Annotated in this window: 15 protein-coding genes, 2 tRNA genes and 1 pseudogene; all 18 read left to right on the top strand. The window is 47.2% G+C overall.

Going from position 1 to position 19,811, the window contains the following annotated elements; all coding sequences use genetic code 11:
• Positions 1-341 precede the first annotated feature (341 nt).
• The 18 genes and pseudogenes from DXA20_RS14010 to DXA20_RS13925 all read left to right on the top strand — a co-directional run bounded on the left by DXA20_RS14010 (position 342) and on the right by DXA20_RS13925 (position 19,697).
• Positions 342-1,217, top strand: coding sequence for an undecaprenyl-diphosphate phosphatase (locus DXA20_RS14010; protein ID WP_118561616.1), 876 nt, complete (start codon positions 342-344; stop codon positions 1,215-1,217).
• Positions 1,218-1,319: 102 nt separating this feature from the next.
• Positions 1,320-2,738, top strand: a complete 1,419-nt coding sequence (locus DXA20_RS14005) for a hypothetical protein (RefSeq protein ID WP_118561614.1) — start codon at positions 1,320-1,322, stop codon at positions 2,736-2,738.
• Positions 2,739-2,974: 236 nt separating this feature from the next.
• Positions 2,975-4,458, top strand: a pseudogene (locus DXA20_RS14000) (DNA translocase FtsK); the annotation flags it as partial.
• 86 nt (positions 4,459-4,544) lie between these two features.
• On the top strand, positions 4,545-5,477 hold the full coding sequence (locus tag DXA20_RS13995) for an ATP-grasp domain-containing protein (protein ID WP_118561612.1): 933 nt from the start codon (positions 4,545-4,547) through the stop codon (positions 5,475-5,477).
• A 28-nt stretch (positions 5,478-5,505) separates the two neighbouring features.
• A complete protein-coding gene (locus DXA20_RS13990) occupies positions 5,506-6,354 on the top strand; it encodes an ATP-grasp domain-containing protein (RefSeq protein WP_118561610.1) in 849 nt (282 codons plus the stop codon).
• Between the two features lie 119 nt (positions 6,355-6,473).
• Complete coding sequence (locus tag DXA20_RS13985; protein WP_118561608.1) at positions 6,474-8,144, top strand: formate--tetrahydrofolate ligase; 1,671 nt, start codon at positions 6,474-6,476, stop codon at positions 8,142-8,144.
• Positions 8,145-8,275: 131 nt separating this feature from the next.
• On the top strand, positions 8,276-8,830 hold the full coding sequence (locus DXA20_RS13980; protein WP_022306404.1) for an ECF transporter S component: 555 nt from the start codon (positions 8,276-8,278) through the stop codon (positions 8,828-8,830).
• A 36-nt stretch (positions 8,831-8,866) separates the two neighbouring features.
• Entirely contained in the window at positions 8,867-9,922 is a 1,056-nt protein-coding gene (locus tag DXA20_RS13975; protein WP_330420997.1) for a pyridoxal-phosphate-dependent aminotransferase family protein, read from the top strand.
• Between the two features lie 138 nt (positions 9,923-10,060).
• Complete coding sequence (gene holA / locus DXA20_RS13970) at positions 10,061-11,035, top strand: DNA polymerase III subunit delta (RefSeq protein WP_118561606.1); 975 nt, start codon at positions 10,061-10,063, stop codon at positions 11,033-11,035.
• Positions 11,036-11,131: 96 nt separating this feature from the next.
• Positions 11,132-11,215, top strand: a tRNA-Leu gene (locus tag DXA20_RS13965).
• A 220-nt stretch (positions 11,216-11,435) separates the two neighbouring features.
• Complete coding sequence (locus DXA20_RS13960; RefSeq protein WP_118561604.1) at positions 11,436-12,692, top strand: hypothetical protein; 1,257 nt, start codon at positions 11,436-11,438, stop codon at positions 12,690-12,692.
• A 54-nt stretch (positions 12,693-12,746) separates the two neighbouring features.
• The gene (locus DXA20_RS13955) at positions 12,747-16,502 is read left to right on the top strand and encodes a phosphoribosylformylglycinamidine synthase (RefSeq protein ID WP_118561602.1); all 3,756 of its coding nucleotides are present in this window, start codon (positions 12,747-12,749) and stop codon (positions 16,500-16,502) included.
• A gap of 105 nt (positions 16,503-16,607) precedes the next feature.
• A tRNA-Gly gene (locus DXA20_RS13950) sits at positions 16,608-16,679 on the top strand.
• Between the two features lie 177 nt (positions 16,680-16,856).
• Positions 16,857-17,264 (top strand): hypothetical protein, encoded by a 408-nt coding sequence (locus DXA20_RS13945; protein ID WP_022306399.1) that lies wholly within the window; start codon positions 16,857-16,859, stop codon positions 17,262-17,264.
• 11 nt (positions 17,265-17,275) lie between these two features.
• Positions 17,276-18,139 (top strand): DUF5685 family protein, encoded by an 864-nt coding sequence (locus DXA20_RS13940; RefSeq protein WP_118561600.1) that lies wholly within the window; start codon positions 17,276-17,278, stop codon positions 18,137-18,139.
• The gene (locus DXA20_RS13935; RefSeq protein WP_022306397.1) at positions 18,136-18,795 is read left to right on the top strand and encodes a J domain-containing protein; all 660 of its coding nucleotides are present in this window, start codon (positions 18,136-18,138) and stop codon (positions 18,793-18,795) included. Before DXA20_RS13940 ends, DXA20_RS13935 begins: the two co-directional genes overlap by 4 nt.
• Positions 18,796-18,812: 17 nt before the next feature.
• Entirely contained in the window at positions 18,813-19,055 is a 243-nt protein-coding gene (locus tag DXA20_RS13930) for a hypothetical protein (RefSeq protein WP_118561598.1), read from the top strand.
• A 15-nt stretch (positions 19,056-19,070) separates the two neighbouring features.
• The gene (locus DXA20_RS13925) at positions 19,071-19,697 is read left to right on the top strand and encodes a hypothetical protein (RefSeq protein ID WP_022306395.1); all 627 of its coding nucleotides are present in this window, start codon (positions 19,071-19,073) and stop codon (positions 19,695-19,697) included.
• Positions 19,698-19,811: the final 114 nt, after the last annotated feature.

Raw genomic sequence — 19,811 nt, 5'->3', positions numbered from 1 at the left:
GATACTCCGAAGCTCTTTCTGGGTGCCTTCAGAAAACAGAATAATTAATTTTTTTTGATTTTTTTCGAATTTACTCTTGACAAAAGTCATTACATATCAGTTTGAGTAAATATGTTTTTAAGAAGGGTGGGAGGAATCCCGCCTTTTTTGATACATTAATGGATCCCCTCCTGTCGATTGACGACGATTCAGAAATCATAGATGCCAATCGTGGCGTTTGCAATTCCATCGAAAAAACGGTATAATAATAAGCTGGTGTACTGGCAGATCCTTCTCTGATGGGATAAGAATCCGCCGGTACCGGAGGAAAATAGCTTGGCAATGTACAAAGGAGGAGAAAAATGTCTTTATGGAAGGCGATTTTACTGGGACTTGTTCAGGGATTGACGGAATTTCTGCCGGTGAGCAGCTCCGGTCATCTTGTTTTGATCAAGCAGCTTCTTCATGTGGATCTGGAAAGTGGAGGCTTGTTTTTTGATGTGATGCTTCATTTTGGAACATTACTGGCGATCTTCGTCGCATTCTGGGGCGATATCAGCCATTTGATCCGGGAAGGATTTCATATACTGGGAGACAGTTTTTCAAATGTGGGACGATTTTTTGAAAATTTAACCGGAAAGAAACGTCCGTATCATAAGATAGTCAGAAGCTCGTACCGTAAATACGTGATGCTGCTGATCGTTTCAACAATCCCGACCGGTCTGATCGGTGTGATCTTTAAGGATTATGTTGAGCAGGCCAATCAGATTGCACTGATCCCGGCATGCTGTCTGATGGTGACGGCTGTATTTCTGGTGATTGCTGACATGGTGGAGCCGGGCAGCAAGCGGCCGAAGAATATTTCCTATGGGGAGGCGGCAATGATCGGCATTTCCCAGGGCGTGGCAACACTGCCGGGAGTATCCCGCTCCGGAACGACGATCACGGCATGTCTGCTCTGTGGCTTTGACAAGAAGTTCGCAGTAAAATATTCGTTTATTATGTCGATACCGGCTGTACTTGGTGCTGTAGTTCTGGAGGTCAAGGATCTGGCGACGCTGACGTTAACACAGACGGATATTATCTACTGCATTATTGCGATGGTCGTGGCGGCAGTCTCCGGTTATCTGGCGATCCGCTTCATGATGGGACTGATCCGTGGAAGACGTTTTAAATATTTTGCGATCTACTGTGCCGTAGTCAGTGTGGCATCCGTGATCGCACTGTTGAGAGGATAAGGATAATCTGTTTTTTGGGATATTCGGATCGCATTATTGGGAGGACAATCTGCCGGGACATCAATCCCGGTATTATGTAAGAAATGAGGAATGAGGAAACATATGGCGGCAGCAAAGAAATCAACCGTAAGAAATTCAGGGGCTTCGTCCCGGTCTGCTTCCGGACGGGGGAGCACGGGAACGCGTAAAAGCGCAGGTTCCGGAAAACGTACATCGACCGGGAAAAAGACCTCCGGAAATAAAAAGCCTGCAGCAAGGAAATCATCGGGCAAATATAAAAGAACAGCCGAGGAGATCAACACATACAAGGATCAGCTTGCGTTTGAGACGGGAATTACCATTCTGGTTATCTCCATTATCAGCGTATTTTTCTATCTGAGCTTTTTCGGCTTATGCGGAAAGATCGGAATCATTTTGACAGGTCTGCATTTTGGTTTTTTCGGATGGATCTCGTGGCTGATGCCGGCGCTTGTGGTGATCGGCTATGTGTTTACCGTGGTCAATCCGGGAGACCGCCGGGTACCGCGTAAGCTCATCAGTGCCGGAGCATTTTTGATACTGCTCGGTGCTTTGACGGAGCTGATCCTCCGACCGGAGATTCTAACAGAATACTTTACCAGCAATCATGTATTGCATCATGATTATTTTCAGTGCCTTTATATGTCATTGGAGGATGTGGCAAAGTACGGAAAAGGCAGTGGTGGTATTATAGGAAGAGGAATCGCGGACGGTCTTTCTGCCTTGATCGGCAAGGGTGGCGCCGGAGCGGTACTGTTTGGACTGATCCTTTTGAGTGTATATATTTTCCATGGGCTTGAAATGATGGCATCCCTTCGCAAGCGCAATGCCTACAAGGAACAGATGGAAGAGGAGTACGGCAGATTTGTGCAGGAGGAGACGGATTACAGAGAACCGTCTTACCGTGTGATCCCAAAACGCAGACAGGAGCCGGCAGCTACTGCGAGAAACGAGGCTTCTCTGCAGGCAGTAGATCTGAAAGCGGCGGGAGAGCGGCTGGATGAGATGGAGGCAAAGGAGAAGGAAGAACGTCTTGCTGCGAAAAAGCAAAAGGAAGCGCTCAAAAAGCTGGAAAAACAAAAGAAAAAAGAGCAGGACGCTGCCGCAAAGGCATGGGAGGCAGCAAAGCCGGAGAACCGTAAGGACGAGGCTGACCTTAGTGTTCCTGTGGGAATGCAGGAGATTGCCGGTGAGCCGGTTGAGGAGCATCAGCATTCCGGAAATGCTTCCGAAAGGGATAAGCAGACGGACGAAAGCATGACGCGTGAGTGGCTGTCTGCAAACGAACCGACAGCGGCAGAGATGCCTGCGAAGGAACAGATTAAGTCCGAACAAAAGCCGATGGATATTCCAATCTACCGGGAGGAAATGAACCATAAATTCCGTGGTAATTCTGAGACGGAGACAGTTTCCGGTGAACCGACAGCGGAAACGGGAAGAGGCGCCTCAACCGGAAAAGAAACAGCACCTTGTCCGGGAAAGCAGACCATACGGAAAGTGTGACCGGAACAGCAGGGAATGCCGGAATAACCGGCACAGCAGGCACCGCTGTTGCCAACGCTGCCGCAAATGCAGCGACAAACCACAGTGATTTAGAACCGGCTGCCGGGATGCAGGAGGAAGCTGCAGCTTCCCATGTGCCGGGAACGGTTCCGAGAAAGAAGTCTGCACCGAAGAAGCAGACAGCACATGGACGGATTGGCGGGGACGATTATGTTTCCGGTTCGGATACATTTAATGCATTAAATGACAGCAAGGTGGATAATCGAAAGATTCCATATCAGTTTCCGCCGATCGATCTGCTGAGTCTGCCACCGAAAGCGCAAAACGGCGTCAGTGATAATGACCTGCGTGAGACAGCGATGCGGCTCAAGGACACGCTGCAGAGCTTAATGTTGATGTAGAGATGGGGGCTGTGACCTGCGGACCTACGGTGACGCGTTTTGAGGTGCTGCCGGCACAGGGCGTTCGTGTCAACAAGATCACGAATCTTGCCGATGATCTCAAGCTGAGCCTTGCAGCACCAAGCATCCGTATTGAGGCACCGATCCCGGGAAAGTCTGCGGTTGGCATCGAGGTGCCAAACGATATTCCGAGCGCAGTGCATTTCAGAGAGCTTCTGGAAGGCGAAGCGTTTGATAAGGCAAAGAGTCCGGTGGCGTTTGCGGTTGGTAAGGATATCGGCGGCAAGGTTATTGTGACGGATATTGCAAAGATGCCGCATCTGTTGATCGCCGGTGCGACAGGTTCCGGTAAATCCGTCTGCATCAATACGCTGATCATGAGTATTTTGTATAAGGCGGATCCGAATGAGGTTAAACTGATCATGATCGATCCGAAGGTCGTTGAATTAAGTTGTTACAACGGGATTCCACATCTGTTCTGTCCGGTCGTGACCGATCCGAAGGAAGCGGCGGCGTCCTTAAACTGGGCGGTGCGCGAGATGATGGATCGTTACAATAAGTTTAAAGAGCTTGGTGTGCGTAATATCGCCGGCTACAACGAGAAGATCAAGAGTGTGGAAGATGCGGAGGCGGCAGGCTATACGCATATGCCTCTGCTTGTGATCATCGTGGATGAGTTTGCCGATCTGATGATGGTTGCTTCCAAAGAGGTAGAGGATGCGGTATGCCGTCTGGCACAGCTTGCAAGAGCGGCAGGAATCCATCTGATCCTTGCAACGCAGCGTCCGTCGGTTAATGTTATTACCGGTGTCATCAAGGCGAATATTCCGTCCCGAATTGCATTTTCGGTATCCTCTGCCATTGATTCCAGAACCATTCTGGACAAGGGTGGTGCAGAGAAGCTGTTGGGAAAGGGTGATATGTTATTCTTCCCGTCCGGCTATTCCGAGCCGGTTCGTCTGCAGGGTGCCTTTGTGTCAGATAAGGAAGTATCCGATGTTGTTTCATTCCTTTGTGACCACAATGAGACGCCGGTTTACAATGACAAGGTGACCGAAATTGTGGACATGCCGGCAGGAACAGACAGCTCCTCCGAGGAAAAGAAATCGGATGTTGACGAATATTTCGAGGAGGCGGGACGCTTCGTGATCGATTCCGGCAGAGCGGCCGCAGGTCAGCTGCAGCGCAAGTTCTCCATTGGCTTTAACCGCGCCGGAAGGATCATTGACCAGTTAAATAAGGCAGGGGTTGTCGGACCGGCGGTTGGAACAAAACCACGTCAGGTGATGATGACTATGGAGCAGTTTGATGCCTATCTGGGAGGCAGTGAAGCGGAGAGTGGATCGGAGGATCCATATGCGCTGGCACATGATTTTGTGGATGAGCAGGGAAGCGAAGTGATAGAATGAATGTAGAGAATAGTGGATGCAAAGGCTTGCTGGTTACGAATGCTTTCTTAAGAACCGGAAAGTTTGTAGAACATTATGAATGGCTCAGAGAAGCGGCAGTACGGTGTGGCATGTCACTTCATATGACAGAGAATGATGAGCATCTCTGCTGTATTGGAGAGCCGATGGAGTGGCTGAACGAATATGACTTTGTAATCTATTGGGACAAGGATATTTCCTATGGGAAACAGCTGTCCGATTTTGCGGACAGACAGGGCATTCCGGTCTTTAATAAAATTGATGCGATTGCGGCGTGTGACGACAAATGTGAAACATATCTGAGGCTTGCCGCATGGAACCAGAGTCATACGGAGGAAAAAGTGAAGCTTCTGCCAACCATCGTGGCACCGATGACCTATGCTAATATCGGATATACAAAGTCCGATTTTTTGGACACAGTAGAAAAACGTCTTGGATATCCGATGGTGGTCAAGGAGTGCTTTGGTTCCTTTGGCATGCAGGTATATCTGGCACATGACAGAAAAGAGCTGGAGGAGCTTACAATAAAACTTGGCGGCGTACCGTTTCTTTATCAGAAATTCCACGAGGCAAGCAGCGGCCGCGATGTGAGACTGCAAGTTGTCGGAGATCAGGTGGTTGCGGCGATGGAGCGATATTCGGAGAACGGAGATTTCCGTGCCAATATTACAAACGGTGGCAGCATGAAGGTATATGAGCCGTCGGATGCGGAATGTCAGCTGGCGGTGCAGACGGCACAGATTCTGGGGCTTGATTTCTGCGGTGTGGATCTTTTGTTTGAAGAGAGCGGTGGTGTGGCAGATATTGTGTGTGAGGTCAATTCCAATGCGCATTTCAAAAATATCCACACCTGCACCGGCGTCAATGTGGCGGAAAAGATTATGGAATATATCCGAAACAAACTGAAATAATAGGCTGTTGTGAGAGGAATTCATACAAATGAAAAGGGCATATTTGATCTATCAAAAAGACGAAGCTGAGAAAAACAAAGGCTTTATTGAATTGTTCCGACAGGCAGGAAAGAGAGAAAAAATTGATTTTTCGTATGTGCCTGTTACCGAGTATCAAAAGGCATCCGAAGAGAAGCTTCCGGACCTGGTTCTGAACCGGACGAGAGATCCTGAGGTTAGCCGCTGGTATGAAGAAAGAGGGGTTCCGGTTCATCATGACAGCCGTCTGGTTGCACTTGCCAATCATAAATATCAAATGATACGGTATTTTGAGGAGAAGCTTCCGGAAACGGTGCGGCAGCATAAATGGTGTCCCACCACCAAGTTTGTACCGGATGCATCGAAGCTTTGCAGCGATGAAGCAGTGGAGCGATCTTTGACGGAGGGCTATGAGGTGATCAAGTCGGTTTCCGGGCATGGAGGCAGTGAAGTGTTTCTTATGGAGAACCGCAGGCAGTGGGAGCAGGTTCTTGCCGGCAGGGAGGTTATCCTGCAGGAAAAGATCGAATGCCACAGCAGCGATATGCGTGTGTATGTTCTATTTGGAGAGATTTACTGTGCGATGCTCCGGGAGGGAAAGGATGATTTCCGGTCGAATTTCTCTCTGGGAGGAAGTGTCCGAAAAATGGGACTTACTGATTTGCAGAGAAAATATATTGACTGTTTTATAAAATGTCTGCCGGAGTATGAAAAAGGCATGTACAGTATTGATTTTCTGCCAACGGATGACGGAGGTCTTCTGTTTGATGAGGTGGAGGAGATGGTTGGCTGCCGGATGCTGTATCAGCACACCGAATACGATATTGTCGCCGATTATATAAAGAAACTGGATTTATAGGTGGTATGCGGATACAGATGGAAAAGTATCTGTGTGGAATGGATAACTATTGTAATTTACATGTCATGTATGGTAAGATGATTAACATATGTTATATGACTTACGAATGGAGGATTTTTATGAAGACAGATATTGAGATTGCACAGGAAACCGTGATGGAACCGATTCAGAATGTCGCAGCACAGCTCGATATTTCGGCAGATGACCTTGAATTTTACGGGAAGTACAAGGCAAAGCTTACGGATGAGCTGTGGGATTGTGTGAAGGATAAGCCGGATGGAAAGCTGATCCTGGTGACGGCGATCAATCCGACTCCTGCAGGAGAGGGAAAGACAACCACAACTGTAGGTCTTGGTCAGGCATTTGCAAAGCTTGGCAAAAAGGCAGTTATCGCACTTCGTGAGCCTTCGCTCGGACCTTGCTTTGGTATCAAGGGCGGTGCTGCAGGCGGCGGCTATGCCCAGGTTGTACCGATGGAGGATTTAAATCTCCATTTTACAGGTGATTTTCATGCGATCACCTCTGCCAACAATCTGTTAGCGGCTATGCTTGACAACCATATCAAGCAGGGAAATGCGCTCCGCATTGATACAAATCAGATCGTATGGAAGAGATGTATGGATATGAATGATCGTGTTCTGCGAAACATCGTTGTCGGTCTTGGAAGACCGGTGGATGGCGTTGTCCGCGAGGATCATTTCATTATTTCTGTTGCTTCCGAGATCATGGCAATCCTTTGTTTGGCAGATAATATGAAGGATCTGAAGGAAAGACTGGGACGCATCATTGTTGCTTACAATTATGATGGAGAGCCTGTTTTTGCAAAGGATCTGCAGGCAGTCGGTTCTATGGCTGCTCTGTTAAAGGATGCGATCAAGCCGAATATCATTCAGACTGTTGAGCATACACCGGCATTGGTACACGGAGGTCCTTTTGCTAATATTGCGCACGGCTGTAACAGTGTCCGCGCAACGAAGACCGGCTTAAAGATTGCGGATTACTGCATTACGGAGGCAGGCTTTGGTGCTGATCTCGGTGCAGAGAAGTTTATGGATATCAAGTGCCGTATGGCAGGCTTAAAGCCGGATGCGGTTGTACTGGTAGCAACAGTACGTGCACTGAAATATAACGGCGGTGTTGCAAAGGAGGACTTAAGTGCCGAGAATCTGGAGGCTCTTAAGAGGGGAATCGTCAATCTGGAGAAGCATATTGAGAATGTTGCCAAATTCGGCGTGCCATGTGTTGTTACATTGAACCGTTTCGTGACAGATACGGATGCAGAGCTTGACTTTGTCAAGAAGTTCTGTGAGGAGCGCGGCTGTGATTTTGCGCTCTCCGAGGTATGGGAGCACGGCGGTGAGGGAGGAATCGCTCTGGCCGAGAAGGTATTAAATACACTTGAGAATAAGGAAAGCAAGTTTGCACCTCTTTACGATATAAAGCTGCCGATCAAAGATAAGATCGAGACGATCGCAAAGGAAATCTACGGAGCAGGAAGTGTCAGCTATGCACCGGCTGCTGCACAGGCGATTGCACGTCTGGAGAAGCTTGGCTATGGTGAGCTTCCGGTATGTATGGCAAAGAACCAGTATTCTTTATCGGATGATCCGAAGCTTCTCGGATGTCCAAAGGATTTCCCGATCAACATCCGTGAGGTTTATGTATCTGCGGGTGCAGGCTTTGTGGTTGCGATCACCGGAACCGTTATGACAATGCCCGGTCTCCCAAAGCATCCGGCGGCAGAGGGCATCAATGTGAATGAGGATGGTGTGATCACCGGCTTATTCTAAAACAATCTGGCACCATAAAAAATATAAAAACTGGCAGTTTTCATACTGTCAGTTTTTTTTTTATGATAATACAAGTTGCAGGTCTCAACGAGAACCGGCAAATAATACATCACGAAAGAAGGACAATTACTATGACTAAGAACACAGAAACCTTATCAGGTGCAGAAGCAGTACAGGCTGGATTTTCCCACAGCAAGACAATCGAGATCACAATGGCAGCATTATTTATTGCGCTGACATATGTGGCAACCGCATTTATCAATGTGCGTATTCCGTTTCTGGCGGCCAATGGCGGTCTGATCCATCTTGGTAATATTCCGCTTTTTGTTGCGGCAGCACTTTACGGAAAGAGAACGGGAGCGCTTGCAGGAGCATTTGGTATGGGGTTATTTGATCTGACATCCGGATGGGTATCCTGGGCACCGTTTACCTTTGTAATCTGCGGGCTCATCGGATTTGCATTTGCAGTCGTTGCCGGCAAGAAGGCAGGAAAGGGACGCCTTGTTCTGGCTGTATTTGTAGCGGCACTTATCAAGGTGGTCGGATATTATATTGCAGAGATTTTCCTTTACGGAAGCCTTGTAGCACCGGTTACTTCTATTCCCGGCAATCTTGTTCAGATCTTTGTTGCAGGTGTGATCGCAGTACCTGTTATCCTGGTACTTCAGAAAGTGCTTCATAACTAATACCGGTAAGGAAGAGTTTGAGAGGAGATGGAATAAATGGACGTATTGAATAATACAGACATTAAGATCATGACACCGGGACCGACACAGGTCGCCGATAATGTGTACCGTGCAAGAAGTCTTCGTACGACCAATCCCGATCTGGATCCGGCATTTTATGATTTTTACAGAGATACCTGTCATTTGTTTGGCAAACTGATCCATACAAAGAACGCATGCTTTATCCTTGGCGGCGAGGGAATCCTTGGACTGGAGGCAGCCTGTGCTTCCCTGACCGAGCCGGGGGATCGTGTGCTTGTCATTGACAACGGTATTTTCGGAAAAGGCTTTGCAGATTTTGTTTCAATGTATCAGGGAGATCCTGTGACATGGTCGCTTGATTATCATAATCCGCTTGCGCCGGAAGTGCTTCGGGATTATCTGGAAAAGGATCATGCGTTTAAGTATGCAACGCTTGTGCACAGCGATACGCCGAGCGGTTTGTTAAATCCGGTGGAAGCATTGTGTCCGATCCTAAAGGAATATGGCATTTTAACTGTGGTTGATTCCGTGACAGGCATGTTTGCGGATGAACTTGATGTGGACAGGGCGCAGATTGATATTGTCTGCGGCGGTTCCCAGAAGGCACTCTCAGCACCGCCGGGACTTACTCTGGTAGCAGTCAGCGAGGATGCTTTCGCGGCAATGCATCAGAGAAAGGAACCAATCCGTTCCTTCTATGCGAATCTTCTGACCTTTGAGACATATTATGAGGATCAGTGGTTTCCATATACGATGCCGGTCAGCGATATTATGGGATTGCGTCAGGCACTGGAAAATGTTGCTTCTGATCCGGAGCATCTGAAGCGTCATGCGGTGATTGCCGCTGCAACAAGAAAAGCATTGACAGATGCAGGTCTTACGTTGTATCTTGAAAGTGGTTTCGCTTCTTCCGTAACCGTATTTTATGTTCCGGAGGGAATGAAGGCACAGGATATTTTAGACACAATGGTAAAAGAGCATCATATTATGATCGCCGGCTGCTTTGATGTGCTGGCGGGCAAGGTGATCCGTATCGGACATATGGCAACAATGCCAATGAAGCAGATATGACTGTAACGCTGGCAGCACTTGATAAGACCTTACAGAGTCTTGGCTTTACAGGAAAGGCGGACATGGCAGAAGGCTTTACGTCATATATGAACGCACATAAATAGAACGACCGTTGTGGGAAAGGCATAGGTCATTTTCATGAAGCAGTTGAAGGAAGATCTGAAGAATCAGACATTTCATCCGGTTTATCTTTTATACGGAGAAGAGGATTATCTGAAGCGGATGTACCGCGACAGGCTCAAGAAAGCAGTCCTTGGGGATGGGGATGAGATGAATTATTCTTATTTTGAGGGGAAAGACATCGATTTTCCAACGCTTCGGGAAGCGGCCAATACCCTTCCCTTTTTTAGTGACCACCGTATTATCGTGGTGGAGAACAGCCGGATGTTTAAGAACGCTTCGGAAATGGCAGATTATCTTCCGCAGATGCCGGATACCACGGTCATTGTTTTCGTGGAGAAGGAAGTAGACAAGCGCAATAAATTATATAAGTACGTCAATAAAAACGGTGTTGCAGTCGAAATGACCACTATGACGGAACGGGAACTGAAGGCATGGGTGGCTGTGATCCTGAAACAGAACGGCAGGAAAATGTTAGAAAGCACCGCCTCCTATTTTCTGGAGCAGGTGGAAAATTCCATGACCAATGTGAAAAATGAGCTCGATAAGCTGATCTCCTACACAGAGGGACGGGAGGAGATCGTCAGAGACGATATTGATGCGGTGTGCAGTGTGCAGGTGACCGGCAGGATCTTCCAGATGATGGATGCCGTTGCCTCCGGCAATCAGGGGGAGACTCTGCGTCTGTATCATGATCTTCTGACACTGCGGGAAAGCCCGATGTCGATGCTGTATCTTCTGACCAGACATTTTAATGTGCTGCTTCAGGTAAAGGCGATGTCCGGCAGATACGATAAGTCTGAGATGGCAAAGAGAGCAGGAGTGCCGCCGTTTGCAGTCGGTAAGTATCAGTCTCAGTGCCACCGCTTTTCCGGGGAGAAGCTTCGACGAATGCTGGATGCCTGTATCGAAACGGAGTATCAGTTTAAGCGGGGCAGTATCGGAGACCAGCTTGGTGTCGAGCTTTTACTGATCTCCTTTGCACAATCCTGAGTATTTTTGGATATTTTTGAAAATAACAGTTGACAATACCAAATAAAGATGGTAATATACTAATCGTGCTCGCGAGAAAAGCTTGCGAGCGGATATGCGGAAGTGCTGGAATTGGCAGACAGGCTAGATTCAGGTTCTAGTTCGGATTTCCGAGTGAGGGTTCAAGTCCCTTCTTCCGCATTCTTTCTTATATAAAACTCCTATTTGAGAAACCGGATCGGTTTCTTTTTTTGATTTCATTGGTTTTATTCGTATTTTATCCGTTAAAAATATTTTCTGTTTTACTCCTGTGACAATCTTGTGAATTCGGAATAATTTCTTGACTTCTTATATATTTTCGGTAGAATAGAAAGTAGCGTTTTATTTTTGAACGTGATAATTACCGAGTGGAGGAGTAAACATGAATTCATCAAAAAAAATCATGAACAAGCAGAACAACGAGAAGGACAATAATGTATCTTCTAACGTATCTGCAGCAAAAGGGAATAAGAGATTGTCCGGTGGCGGCGTCAGTGATGTCAAGAAGATCATCATCGGTGCAGTCTGTGTGATCATTGTACTTGTACTGTGTATCGGTGTTGGTATTCAGCAGTTCCAGCCGAAGGTAGTTCTTACTATCAATAACACAAAGCTGACGATGGATGATCTGATGTACCCGATCTATGAGCGTGAGAGCGCATATCTGCCATATGACGAGATGTATCAGATGTATACAGGAAAGTCCATCTGGGACAACAACTACATGGGAAGCGATAGAAATGTAGATTCTTCTCTGGCTACAAACTCAGCCGGTTTAAAGCAGGAGATCATCGATGCGGAGACAGAGTATCAGATTCTTTATTCTGAGGCAAAGAAGGCAGGCTACAAGTTAAGTGCAGATGACAAGAAGGAAGTCCAGAAAGAGGTTTCCAAGGCACTTAAGGGTCTTTCCTTTACACAGAAGCTTCGTCTGAATATTTCCAAGAGCAAGCTGACAAAGCGTTTTGAGAAGCGTAAGCTTGCAGATAATTATAAGAACGACCAGACAAAGGAATTAGATAAGACCGTTGATGAGAAAGCAGCAATCAAGGATATTACCAAGAAGGATTACAGAGAGTACAAGGTACAGTGCTATGCATATTCTACCTCTGCGACAGATTCCAACGGAAAGGCAGAGAAGCTCTCTGACAGTAAGCTTGCAAAGCTGGAGAAGGAGTTGAAGGCATTATATGAAAAGTCAGCCGATGCCAAGGACTTCAAAAAGCTTCTGGAAGATGACAGCAAGTCTGATATCGATTTCTCTGATACAAGCTTCACGGAGAAGGACGGATGGAGCATGGTTACAGACAAGAAGCTTCTGAAACAGATCAAGGAAATGAAGAACAACGAGATTTCAGATATCATCAAGGACGAGAAATCAGGTCATGTTCTTTTCGTAAAAATGATTAACAATAATTCTCAGGACAGCTACAAGGATGCATGTGATTCAGCGATCCAGACTGCACAGAATGAAGCATATGACAAGTGGTATCAGGGCGTTCTCGAGAATTATAAGGTATCAGAGACTACAGATGTATGGGATGATGTCAAGATTGGTACTGTTACAACTGACATTGTTACAGCAGCAGATTTAGAGAAGATGAATCAGGATTCTTCTGATGCAACTTCAGGTAAGTAGGATACCGGTTGACAAAACATCCATTACGGCACTGATCAGAAACAGGAGGAAAAAATGGGACAGGTAAAAAGAATTTACGTGGAGAAAAAGGCTCCTTATGCAGTTCGCGCAAAAGAACTGAAGGAGGAAGTGAGACAGTATCTCGGGATTACCGCACTGCGTGATGTCAGAGTGCTGATCCGTTACGATGTGGAGAATCTCAGCGATGCCACTTACAAGCAGGCACTGATGACGGTATTTTCAGAGCCGCCGGTAGATAACTGCTACGAGGAAAGCTTTACAATGGATCCGGATGCATTCTGCTTTTCGGTGGAATATCTTCCGGGACAGTTTGACCAGAGAGCGGATTCCGCGGAACAGTGTGTGAAGCTCCTGAATGAAAAGGAGGATCCGGTGATCCGGTCTGCAACAACTTATGTATTTGAGGGAGAGATCAACGAAGAGGATCGCAGGCGGATCAAGGAATACTGTATCAATCCGGTGGATTCCAGAGAGACCAACGAAAAGAAGCCGGAGACACTGGTACAGAAGTTTGATGAGCCGGCAGATGTTGCAATTTTTGACGGATTCCAGAGCATGCCGGAGGATGAGCTTAAGAAACTGTATGATTCTCTGAATCTGGCAATGACATTCAAGGATTTCCTTCATATCCAGAAGTATTTTGCAGGGGAGGAGAAAAGAGATCCTTCCGTGACAGAGATCCGTGTTCTGGATACATATTGGTCTGACCACTGCCGTCATACCACATTTCTTACAGAGCTTAAGAATGTTTCTTTTGATGAGGGTTATTACAAGAAGCCGATCGAGGAGACTTATCAGGAATATTATGCAGCACATAAGGAGATGTTTGCCGGAAGAGACGACAAGTTTGTTTCTCTGATGGATATTGCACTTCTCGCAATGCGTCAGCTCAAGAAAGCCGGCAAACTGGATGATATGGAGGAGTCCGATGAGATCAATGCATGCTCCATTGTTGTTCCGGTTGAGATTGATGGAAAGGAAGAGGAGTGGCTTGTATTCTTCAAGAATGAGACACATAACCATCCGACCGAGATCGAGCCGTTCGGTGGTGCTGCAACCTGTCTTGGCGGAGCGATCCGTGATCCGTTGTCAGGAAGAGGTTATGTATATCAGGCGATGCGTGTGACCGGAGCTGCTGATCCGACTGTATCTATGAAAGATACACTTCCGGGCAAGCTTCCACAGCGTAAGATCACTACAGGAGCTGCACATGGCTATAGCTCATATGGTAACCAGATCGGACTGGCAACAGGACTTGTCAATGAGGTTTATCATCCAAATTATGTGGCAAAGCGTATGGAGATCGGTGCTGTTATGGGGGCTGCTCCAAGACGTAATGTAATCCGTGAGAACAGTGATCCGGGCGATATCATCATTCTTCTTGGTGGACGTACCGGTCGAGATGGTATCGGTGGAGCAACCGGTTCTTCCAAGGCTCACACAACTAAGTCCATTGATGTCTGCGGTGCTGAGGTTCAGAAGGGTAATGCACCGACGGAGCGTAAGATCCAACGTCTGTTCCGCCGTGAGGAGGTCAGCTCCATTATCAAGAAGTGTAATGACTTTGGTGCCGGTGGAGTATCCGTAGCAATCGGAGAGCTGGCAGATGGTCTTGAGGTAAATCTGGATAAAGTACCTAAGAAATACGCAGGTCTTGACGGCACAGAGCTGGCAATCTCTGAGTCCCAGGAGCGTATGGCGGTTGTTGTTGCAAAGGCTGACGTTGACAGGATGCTTGGCTTTGCGGCTGAGGAAAACTTAGAGGCTGTTGTTGTCGCTGAGGTTACCGAGAGTCCGCGACTTGTCCTGAAGTGGAGAGGAAAGACGATCGTTGATATCTCCAGAGCATTCTTAGATACCAACGGTGCACATCAGGAGACGGACGTTGAAGTAACAATGCCGGATCAGGATAAGAATTATTTCAAAGAGAAGAAAGATGCACACGATCTGAAACGTGCATGGTTAGATACACTGCGTGATTTGAATGTATGCTCCCAGAAGGGTCTTGTGGAGATGTTCGACAGCTCCATCGGTGCTTCTACCGTGACAATGCCGTATGGCGGAAAGACACAGCATACACCGATCCAGACAATGATCGCAAAGCTTCCGGTACTGGAGGGCAAGTGTGATACCGTTACAATGATGAGTTATGGCATGGATCCATATCTGACAAGCTGGAGCCCATATCATGGAGCCGTTTACGCAGTGATCTCCTCCGTGGCAAAGATTGTTGCTGCCGGCGGTGATTACAGCAAGATACGTTTTACTTTCCAGGAGTATTTCAGACGTCTTGGCACGGATCCGAAGCGCTGGGGTGAGCCGATGGCAGCCCTGCTTGGTGCCTACGATGCACAGATGAAGTTAGGCCTTCCGTCAATCGGAGGTAAGGACAGTATGTCCGGTTCCTTCAACGATATTGATGTACCTCCGACACTCTGTTCGTTCGCAGTAGATGTTGCAACGCTTCAGGATGTCGTTAGTCCTGAACTGAAGCAGCCGGGCAATGTGCTTGTTAAGTTTGATATTGAGAAGGACGAGTATGACCTTCCTGTATATTCACAGCTTATGTCCCTGTATGCAGCAATCACAGAGCTGATCCACCGAAAGAAGATTGCTTCTGCATATGCGGTTGGTTTTGGCGGTATCTGCGAGGCTGTCAGCAAGATGGCATTCGGTAATGAGCTTGGTGTGACAATGAATGACAGCTTATCCATTGATGAGCTTTTTGCAAAGGATTACGGTTCTATTATTGTTGAAATGACTCCGGAGGATTTTGCGGAATTAAAGATTGCCGGCAAGCAGATCGGAACTGTAACCGAGCAGCCTAACTTCGTAGCAGGCACAACCTCTATCTACATGAAGGAGGCATATGAGGCTTGGACCGGTCGTCTGGAAGAGGTATTCCCAACCAGATCCGGCGTTGAGCAGAAGGTATTAGAAGATACGCTTTATGATGCAAAGCAGGTATATACCGCACAGAGAAAGCTGGCAAAGCCAAAGGTATTTATTCCTGTATTCCCTGGCACAAACTGTGAGTACGATACAACAAAGGCGTTTGAACAGGCAGGAGCAGAGGTTGAGACGCTTGTATTTAAGAATATGACAGAGAGCCAGATCGTGGAATCTGTCAACGCTTTCGAGAAAGCGATCCGAGAGAGCCAGATCCTGATGTTCTCCGGTGGATTCAGTGCCGGTGATGAGCCGGATGGTTCTGCGAAGTTTATCGCATCTATCTTTCGTAATCCGAAGATCATGGATGCTGTTCATGATCTGCTTCAGCAGAGAGACGGTCTTGCTCTTGGTATTTGTAACGGATTCCAGGCACTGATCAAGCTCGGTCTTGTGCCATATGGTGAGATCAAGCCTCAGACGGCAGATGCTCCGACATTGACAACCAACAGCATTGGACGTCATATCTCCAAGTCTGTTTACACAAAGGTAGTTACCAACAAGTCTCCATGGCTGATGCGTGCAGAACTTGGTGGTGTGTATGCAATTCCTGCTTCTCACGGTGAGGGACGTTTTGTTGCACCTGAGAATGTGATCAGGGATCTCTTTGCCAACGGTCAGGTGGCAACACGCTATGTTGATCTTCAGGGCAATCCGACGATGGACGAGGAGTTCAATCCGAACGGCTCTTATGCAGCAATTGAGGGTATCACAAGTCCGGATGGACGTGTTCTTGGTAAGATGGCGCACTCTGAGCGTATCGGAGAAGGTGTCGCTGTCAATATTTATGGAAACCAGAATCAGCATATTTTCGAGTCTGGTGTGTCATATTTCAAGTAAAATGATGCAAAAATAAAAAAAATAAAAAAAAGTGGTTGACAAATCACACGCTTTCCGATAGAATACTACTTGTGCTTGAGACAAGCGGTTGTCGGAAAGCGAAATGCACGAGTGGCTCAGTGGTGGAGTATCGCCTTGCCAAGGCGAGGGTCGCGGGTTCGAATCCCGTCTCGTGCTTTTTTTGTACCCAAAAACGGAGAACGCGGTGTTTATAGAAGTTTTAGAAATATTTTGTTTTTCATTCATTGCATTTTGCCTGTTTGCTAGTATGATTAAAGAAGAAGTTGAATTGTGTGTCGGCGGATCATTCTTCGATTGCCGGACATAAGTGATTTGTTGATATGGAGGTGCCGTATGCGGGATTGGTTTCGCCGGTTTATGCAGGGACGTTATGGAGTAGACCACTTTTCACATTTTTTGGTAACATTAGCGTTTCTATTGATGTTTATTCAGTTATTTATCCGGCATGATGTTTTTAAGCTGATTGTCAGTGTGCTTGTCGTGATTATTTTGATCTATTCGTATTACCGTACATTTTCAAGGAATCATTATCAGCGGTATCGGGAGAATGAGTGGTATTTAAGACATCACAATCGCGTAAAGTGTTTTTTCAGCCGCGAGCGGAACAATATGCAGCAGAGAAAGACACATCGTATCTTCCGTTGCCCGAACTGCGGACAAAGTATCCGTGTGCCGAAGGGGAAGGGCAAGATTGCCATCACCTGCCCGATGTGTAAGACGGAATTTATCAAGAAGAGCTAGAGGGAGATCGGATGTTTGGTTACGTCATTCCCAATCAGGGAGAATTGAAGGTCAGAGAGCTGGAGGAGTACCGGGCATGGTACTGCGGACTCTGCCAAAGACTGCAGAAGGATCATGGCATTCTTGGCAGGATATCACTCAATTATGATATGACATTTCTGGCACTTTTGTTATCTTCCCTGTATGAGCCGAACAAGACGGTCAGCGAGAGTAATTGTCTGGCGCATCCCTTGCACAGAAGACGCAAGTATGATACGGTTTATGTTGGATATGCGGCGGCGATGAACATCCTGTTGACCTATTATAAATGTGTTGATGACTGGAAGGATGACCGTAATCTGCTGCGGGGCGGATACGGACTTGGACTGAAGCATGCCGGCAGGAGAGTTTCAGCCGAGTACCCGGACAAGGCAGAGACAGTACGAAGCTGTCTTGAGGAGCTTTCTGAGGCAGAAGAGGCGGGTGAGACAAACCTTGACAGAGTGTCCGGGATCTTTGGCAGGATCTGCGGGGAGATCTTTACCGTGGAGCAGGATATGTGGAGAGAGGATTTGTATTATCTGGGCTTTTATCTTGGAAAGTTTATTTATCTTCTGGATGCCTGGGATGATCTGGAGGACGATGAAAAGGAAGGCAGCTATAATCCGCTGCTACTTAATTTACCGGATCAGAAAGTGCTTCGGAGTAAGCAGCAGACACAGAACGTCCGGGAGATATTGACGCAGATGATCTCACGGGTATGCTATCATTTTGAACGTCTTCCGCTGGTGGAGGATGTGGAGATCATGAGGAACATACTGTATTCCGGCGTATGGACGAAATTTGACCGGCATACAGACAGAACGAATCAGGAGAAATGGAGCGAGAAAGGATGACAGATCCGTATCAGGTCTTAGGGGTTTCCAGAGATGCCTCTGACAGCGAGATTAAAAAAGCATATCGTACACTGAGCCGGAAGTATCATCCGGATGCCAATATTAATAATCCACATAAGGAAGAGGCGGAGGAGAAGTTCAAGGAGCTGCAGCAGGCGTATCAGCAGATCATTAATGAACGTGAGCACGGGGGCGCACAGAGCGGCGGTTCCCGGGGCTACAGCGGTTATGGCGGCTATGGTGGATTTCAGGGATTCGACGGAGGCTTTCGTGCAGAAGGGCAGAGTGAGGAATATGTGATGCATCTGAAGTCTGCCGCGATTTATATTCAGAATCATTATTACAATGATGCGATCAATGTGTTGAACCAGATGCAGGAGAGAACCGGTCAATGGTATTATCTGAGCGCGGTTGCCAATATGGGACTTGGTAATAATCTGATGGCATTAGAATACGCAAGGCAGGCAGTCATGCAGGAGCCATACAATCAGCAGTACCAGCAGCTTGTCCGCATGCTTGAGTCCGGAGGAACATGGTATCAGGGAATGCAGCGTGATTATCAGCCGTCCTTTGGTTGCAGCTCGGATCTGTGCCTGTATCTTTGCATTGGAGATATGTTTTGCAATCTATGCTTTGGCGGCGGTTATTATTGTTAAGAAAGGAGCGGGACAGGATGAGGGAGATGCGTTTTAAGATGGAGCGTCCGGGTCTTGTAAAGCCCGGAGATGCAGTGAATGTTACTGAGAAGAAAACGGCACTCAACTATAGTTATATCATTAATCCGGCGGTTGCCATGTCCGGATGCTACAAGCTTCCGCAACGTCTTAAGACACTGGACGGCGTGGTTAAGGATGTCGAGAAGACAGAGCGCGGATATTACGTCATTGTTGAGTTTGACGAGGATCCTGTAGAATAATAAAGGAGAGAGAAAATGATAACATTGGAAAGAACATCAGTGATGAACATGGAAAATGCCATGCGAGGTGCCAGAAACCCGTTAAACAGCTGGGCGAGAGGTGACAGTCATATCAATGAGCAGGGAGAGTTTGTGTTTGGAGAGAATGATCTGCAGCTTGCCAAGCGTTTGTGCCAGGCGGGCAATGATCATCGCAAATTTATCCGTCAGATATTTATCACGGTGGATATCACAGCCCCAATCTACTGGTGGAAGGAGTACGACACCTATAAGGTAGGCACTGTAGCCAATTCTACCAGCACCATGCATAAGATCCACAGCAAGCCGTTTGAACGCGAGGATTTTAGTATGGATCACATGGTCCCGGAGGCAGAGGCACAGATGGATCAGATGATCGAATGTCTGGAGCAGATTCGTCAGAAATATATGGAAACGAAGGATAAGGCGCTCTGGTACAGTATGATCCAGCTTCTGCCGGAGAGTTATCATCAGATGAGAACCTGCACGATGTCCTATGAGAATGCGATTGCGATGTATCGTGCCCGCAGAGGACATAAGCTTCAGGAATGGCATACCTTCTGTAACTGGATATGCGATCTTCCGTATTTTCAGGAGTTATTTCCGGAAGTGGAGAAGGTCTGAGCTGCGGAATCAGGAGTTGTATGAAATGCTCTGAACAGATAATAGGAAACTGTGGGCTGCGATGAATGCCAGAGACAGTTGACGCTTTTACGAAATAGAAAGATGAGGTTAAGA

The sequence above is a fragment of the Roseburia sp. AM59-24XD genome (assembly GCF_003478445.1).
GTDB lineage: Bacteria > Bacillota > Clostridia > Lachnospirales > Lachnospiraceae > Jutongia.
The sequence above is the reverse complement of the archived record's forward strand: the minus strand, read 5'-3'. Positions and strand labels throughout refer to the sequence as shown.

What these genes read in the sequence shown, in the direction of transcription:
- DXA20_RS14010 (WP_118561616.1), top strand. Translation starts at nt 342, where the DNA reads ATGTCTTTATGGAAGGCGATTTTACTGGGACTTGTTCAGGGATTGACG.
- DXA20_RS14005 (WP_118561614.1), top strand. Translation starts at nt 1,320, where the DNA reads ATGGCGGCAGCAAAGAAATCAACCGTAAGAAATTCAGGGGCTTCGTCC.
- DXA20_RS13995 (WP_118561612.1), top strand. Translation starts at nt 4,545, where the DNA reads ATGAATGTAGAGAATAGTGGATGCAAAGGCTTGCTGGTTACGAATGCT.
- DXA20_RS13990 (WP_118561610.1), top strand. Translation starts at nt 5,506, where the DNA reads ATGAAAAGGGCATATTTGATCTATCAAAAAGACGAAGCTGAGAAAAAC.
- DXA20_RS13985 (WP_118561608.1), top strand. Translation starts at nt 6,474, where the DNA reads ATGAAGACAGATATTGAGATTGCACAGGAAACCGTGATGGAACCGATT.
- DXA20_RS13980 (WP_022306404.1), top strand. Translation starts at nt 8,276, where the DNA reads ATGACTAAGAACACAGAAACCTTATCAGGTGCAGAAGCAGTACAGGCT.
- DXA20_RS13975 (WP_330420997.1), top strand. Translation starts at nt 8,867, where the DNA reads ATGGACGTATTGAATAATACAGACATTAAGATCATGACACCGGGACCG.
- holA (WP_118561606.1), top strand. Translation starts at nt 10,061, where the DNA reads ATGAAGCAGTTGAAGGAAGATCTGAAGAATCAGACATTTCATCCGGTT.
- DXA20_RS13960 (WP_118561604.1), top strand. Translation starts at nt 11,436, where the DNA reads ATGAATTCATCAAAAAAAATCATGAACAAGCAGAACAACGAGAAGGAC.
- DXA20_RS13955 (WP_118561602.1), top strand. Translation starts at nt 12,747, where the DNA reads ATGGGACAGGTAAAAAGAATTTACGTGGAGAAAAAGGCTCCTTATGCA.
- DXA20_RS13945 (WP_022306399.1), top strand. Translation starts at nt 16,857, where the DNA reads ATGCGGGATTGGTTTCGCCGGTTTATGCAGGGACGTTATGGAGTAGAC.
- DXA20_RS13940 (WP_118561600.1), top strand. Translation starts at nt 17,276, where the DNA reads ATGTTTGGTTACGTCATTCCCAATCAGGGAGAATTGAAGGTCAGAGAG.
- DXA20_RS13935 (WP_022306397.1), top strand. Translation starts at nt 18,136, where the DNA reads ATGACAGATCCGTATCAGGTCTTAGGGGTTTCCAGAGATGCCTCTGAC.
- DXA20_RS13930 (WP_118561598.1), top strand. Translation starts at nt 18,813, where the DNA reads ATGAGGGAGATGCGTTTTAAGATGGAGCGTCCGGGTCTTGTAAAGCCC.
- DXA20_RS13925 (WP_022306395.1), top strand. Translation starts at nt 19,071, where the DNA reads ATGATAACATTGGAAAGAACATCAGTGATGAACATGGAAAATGCCATG.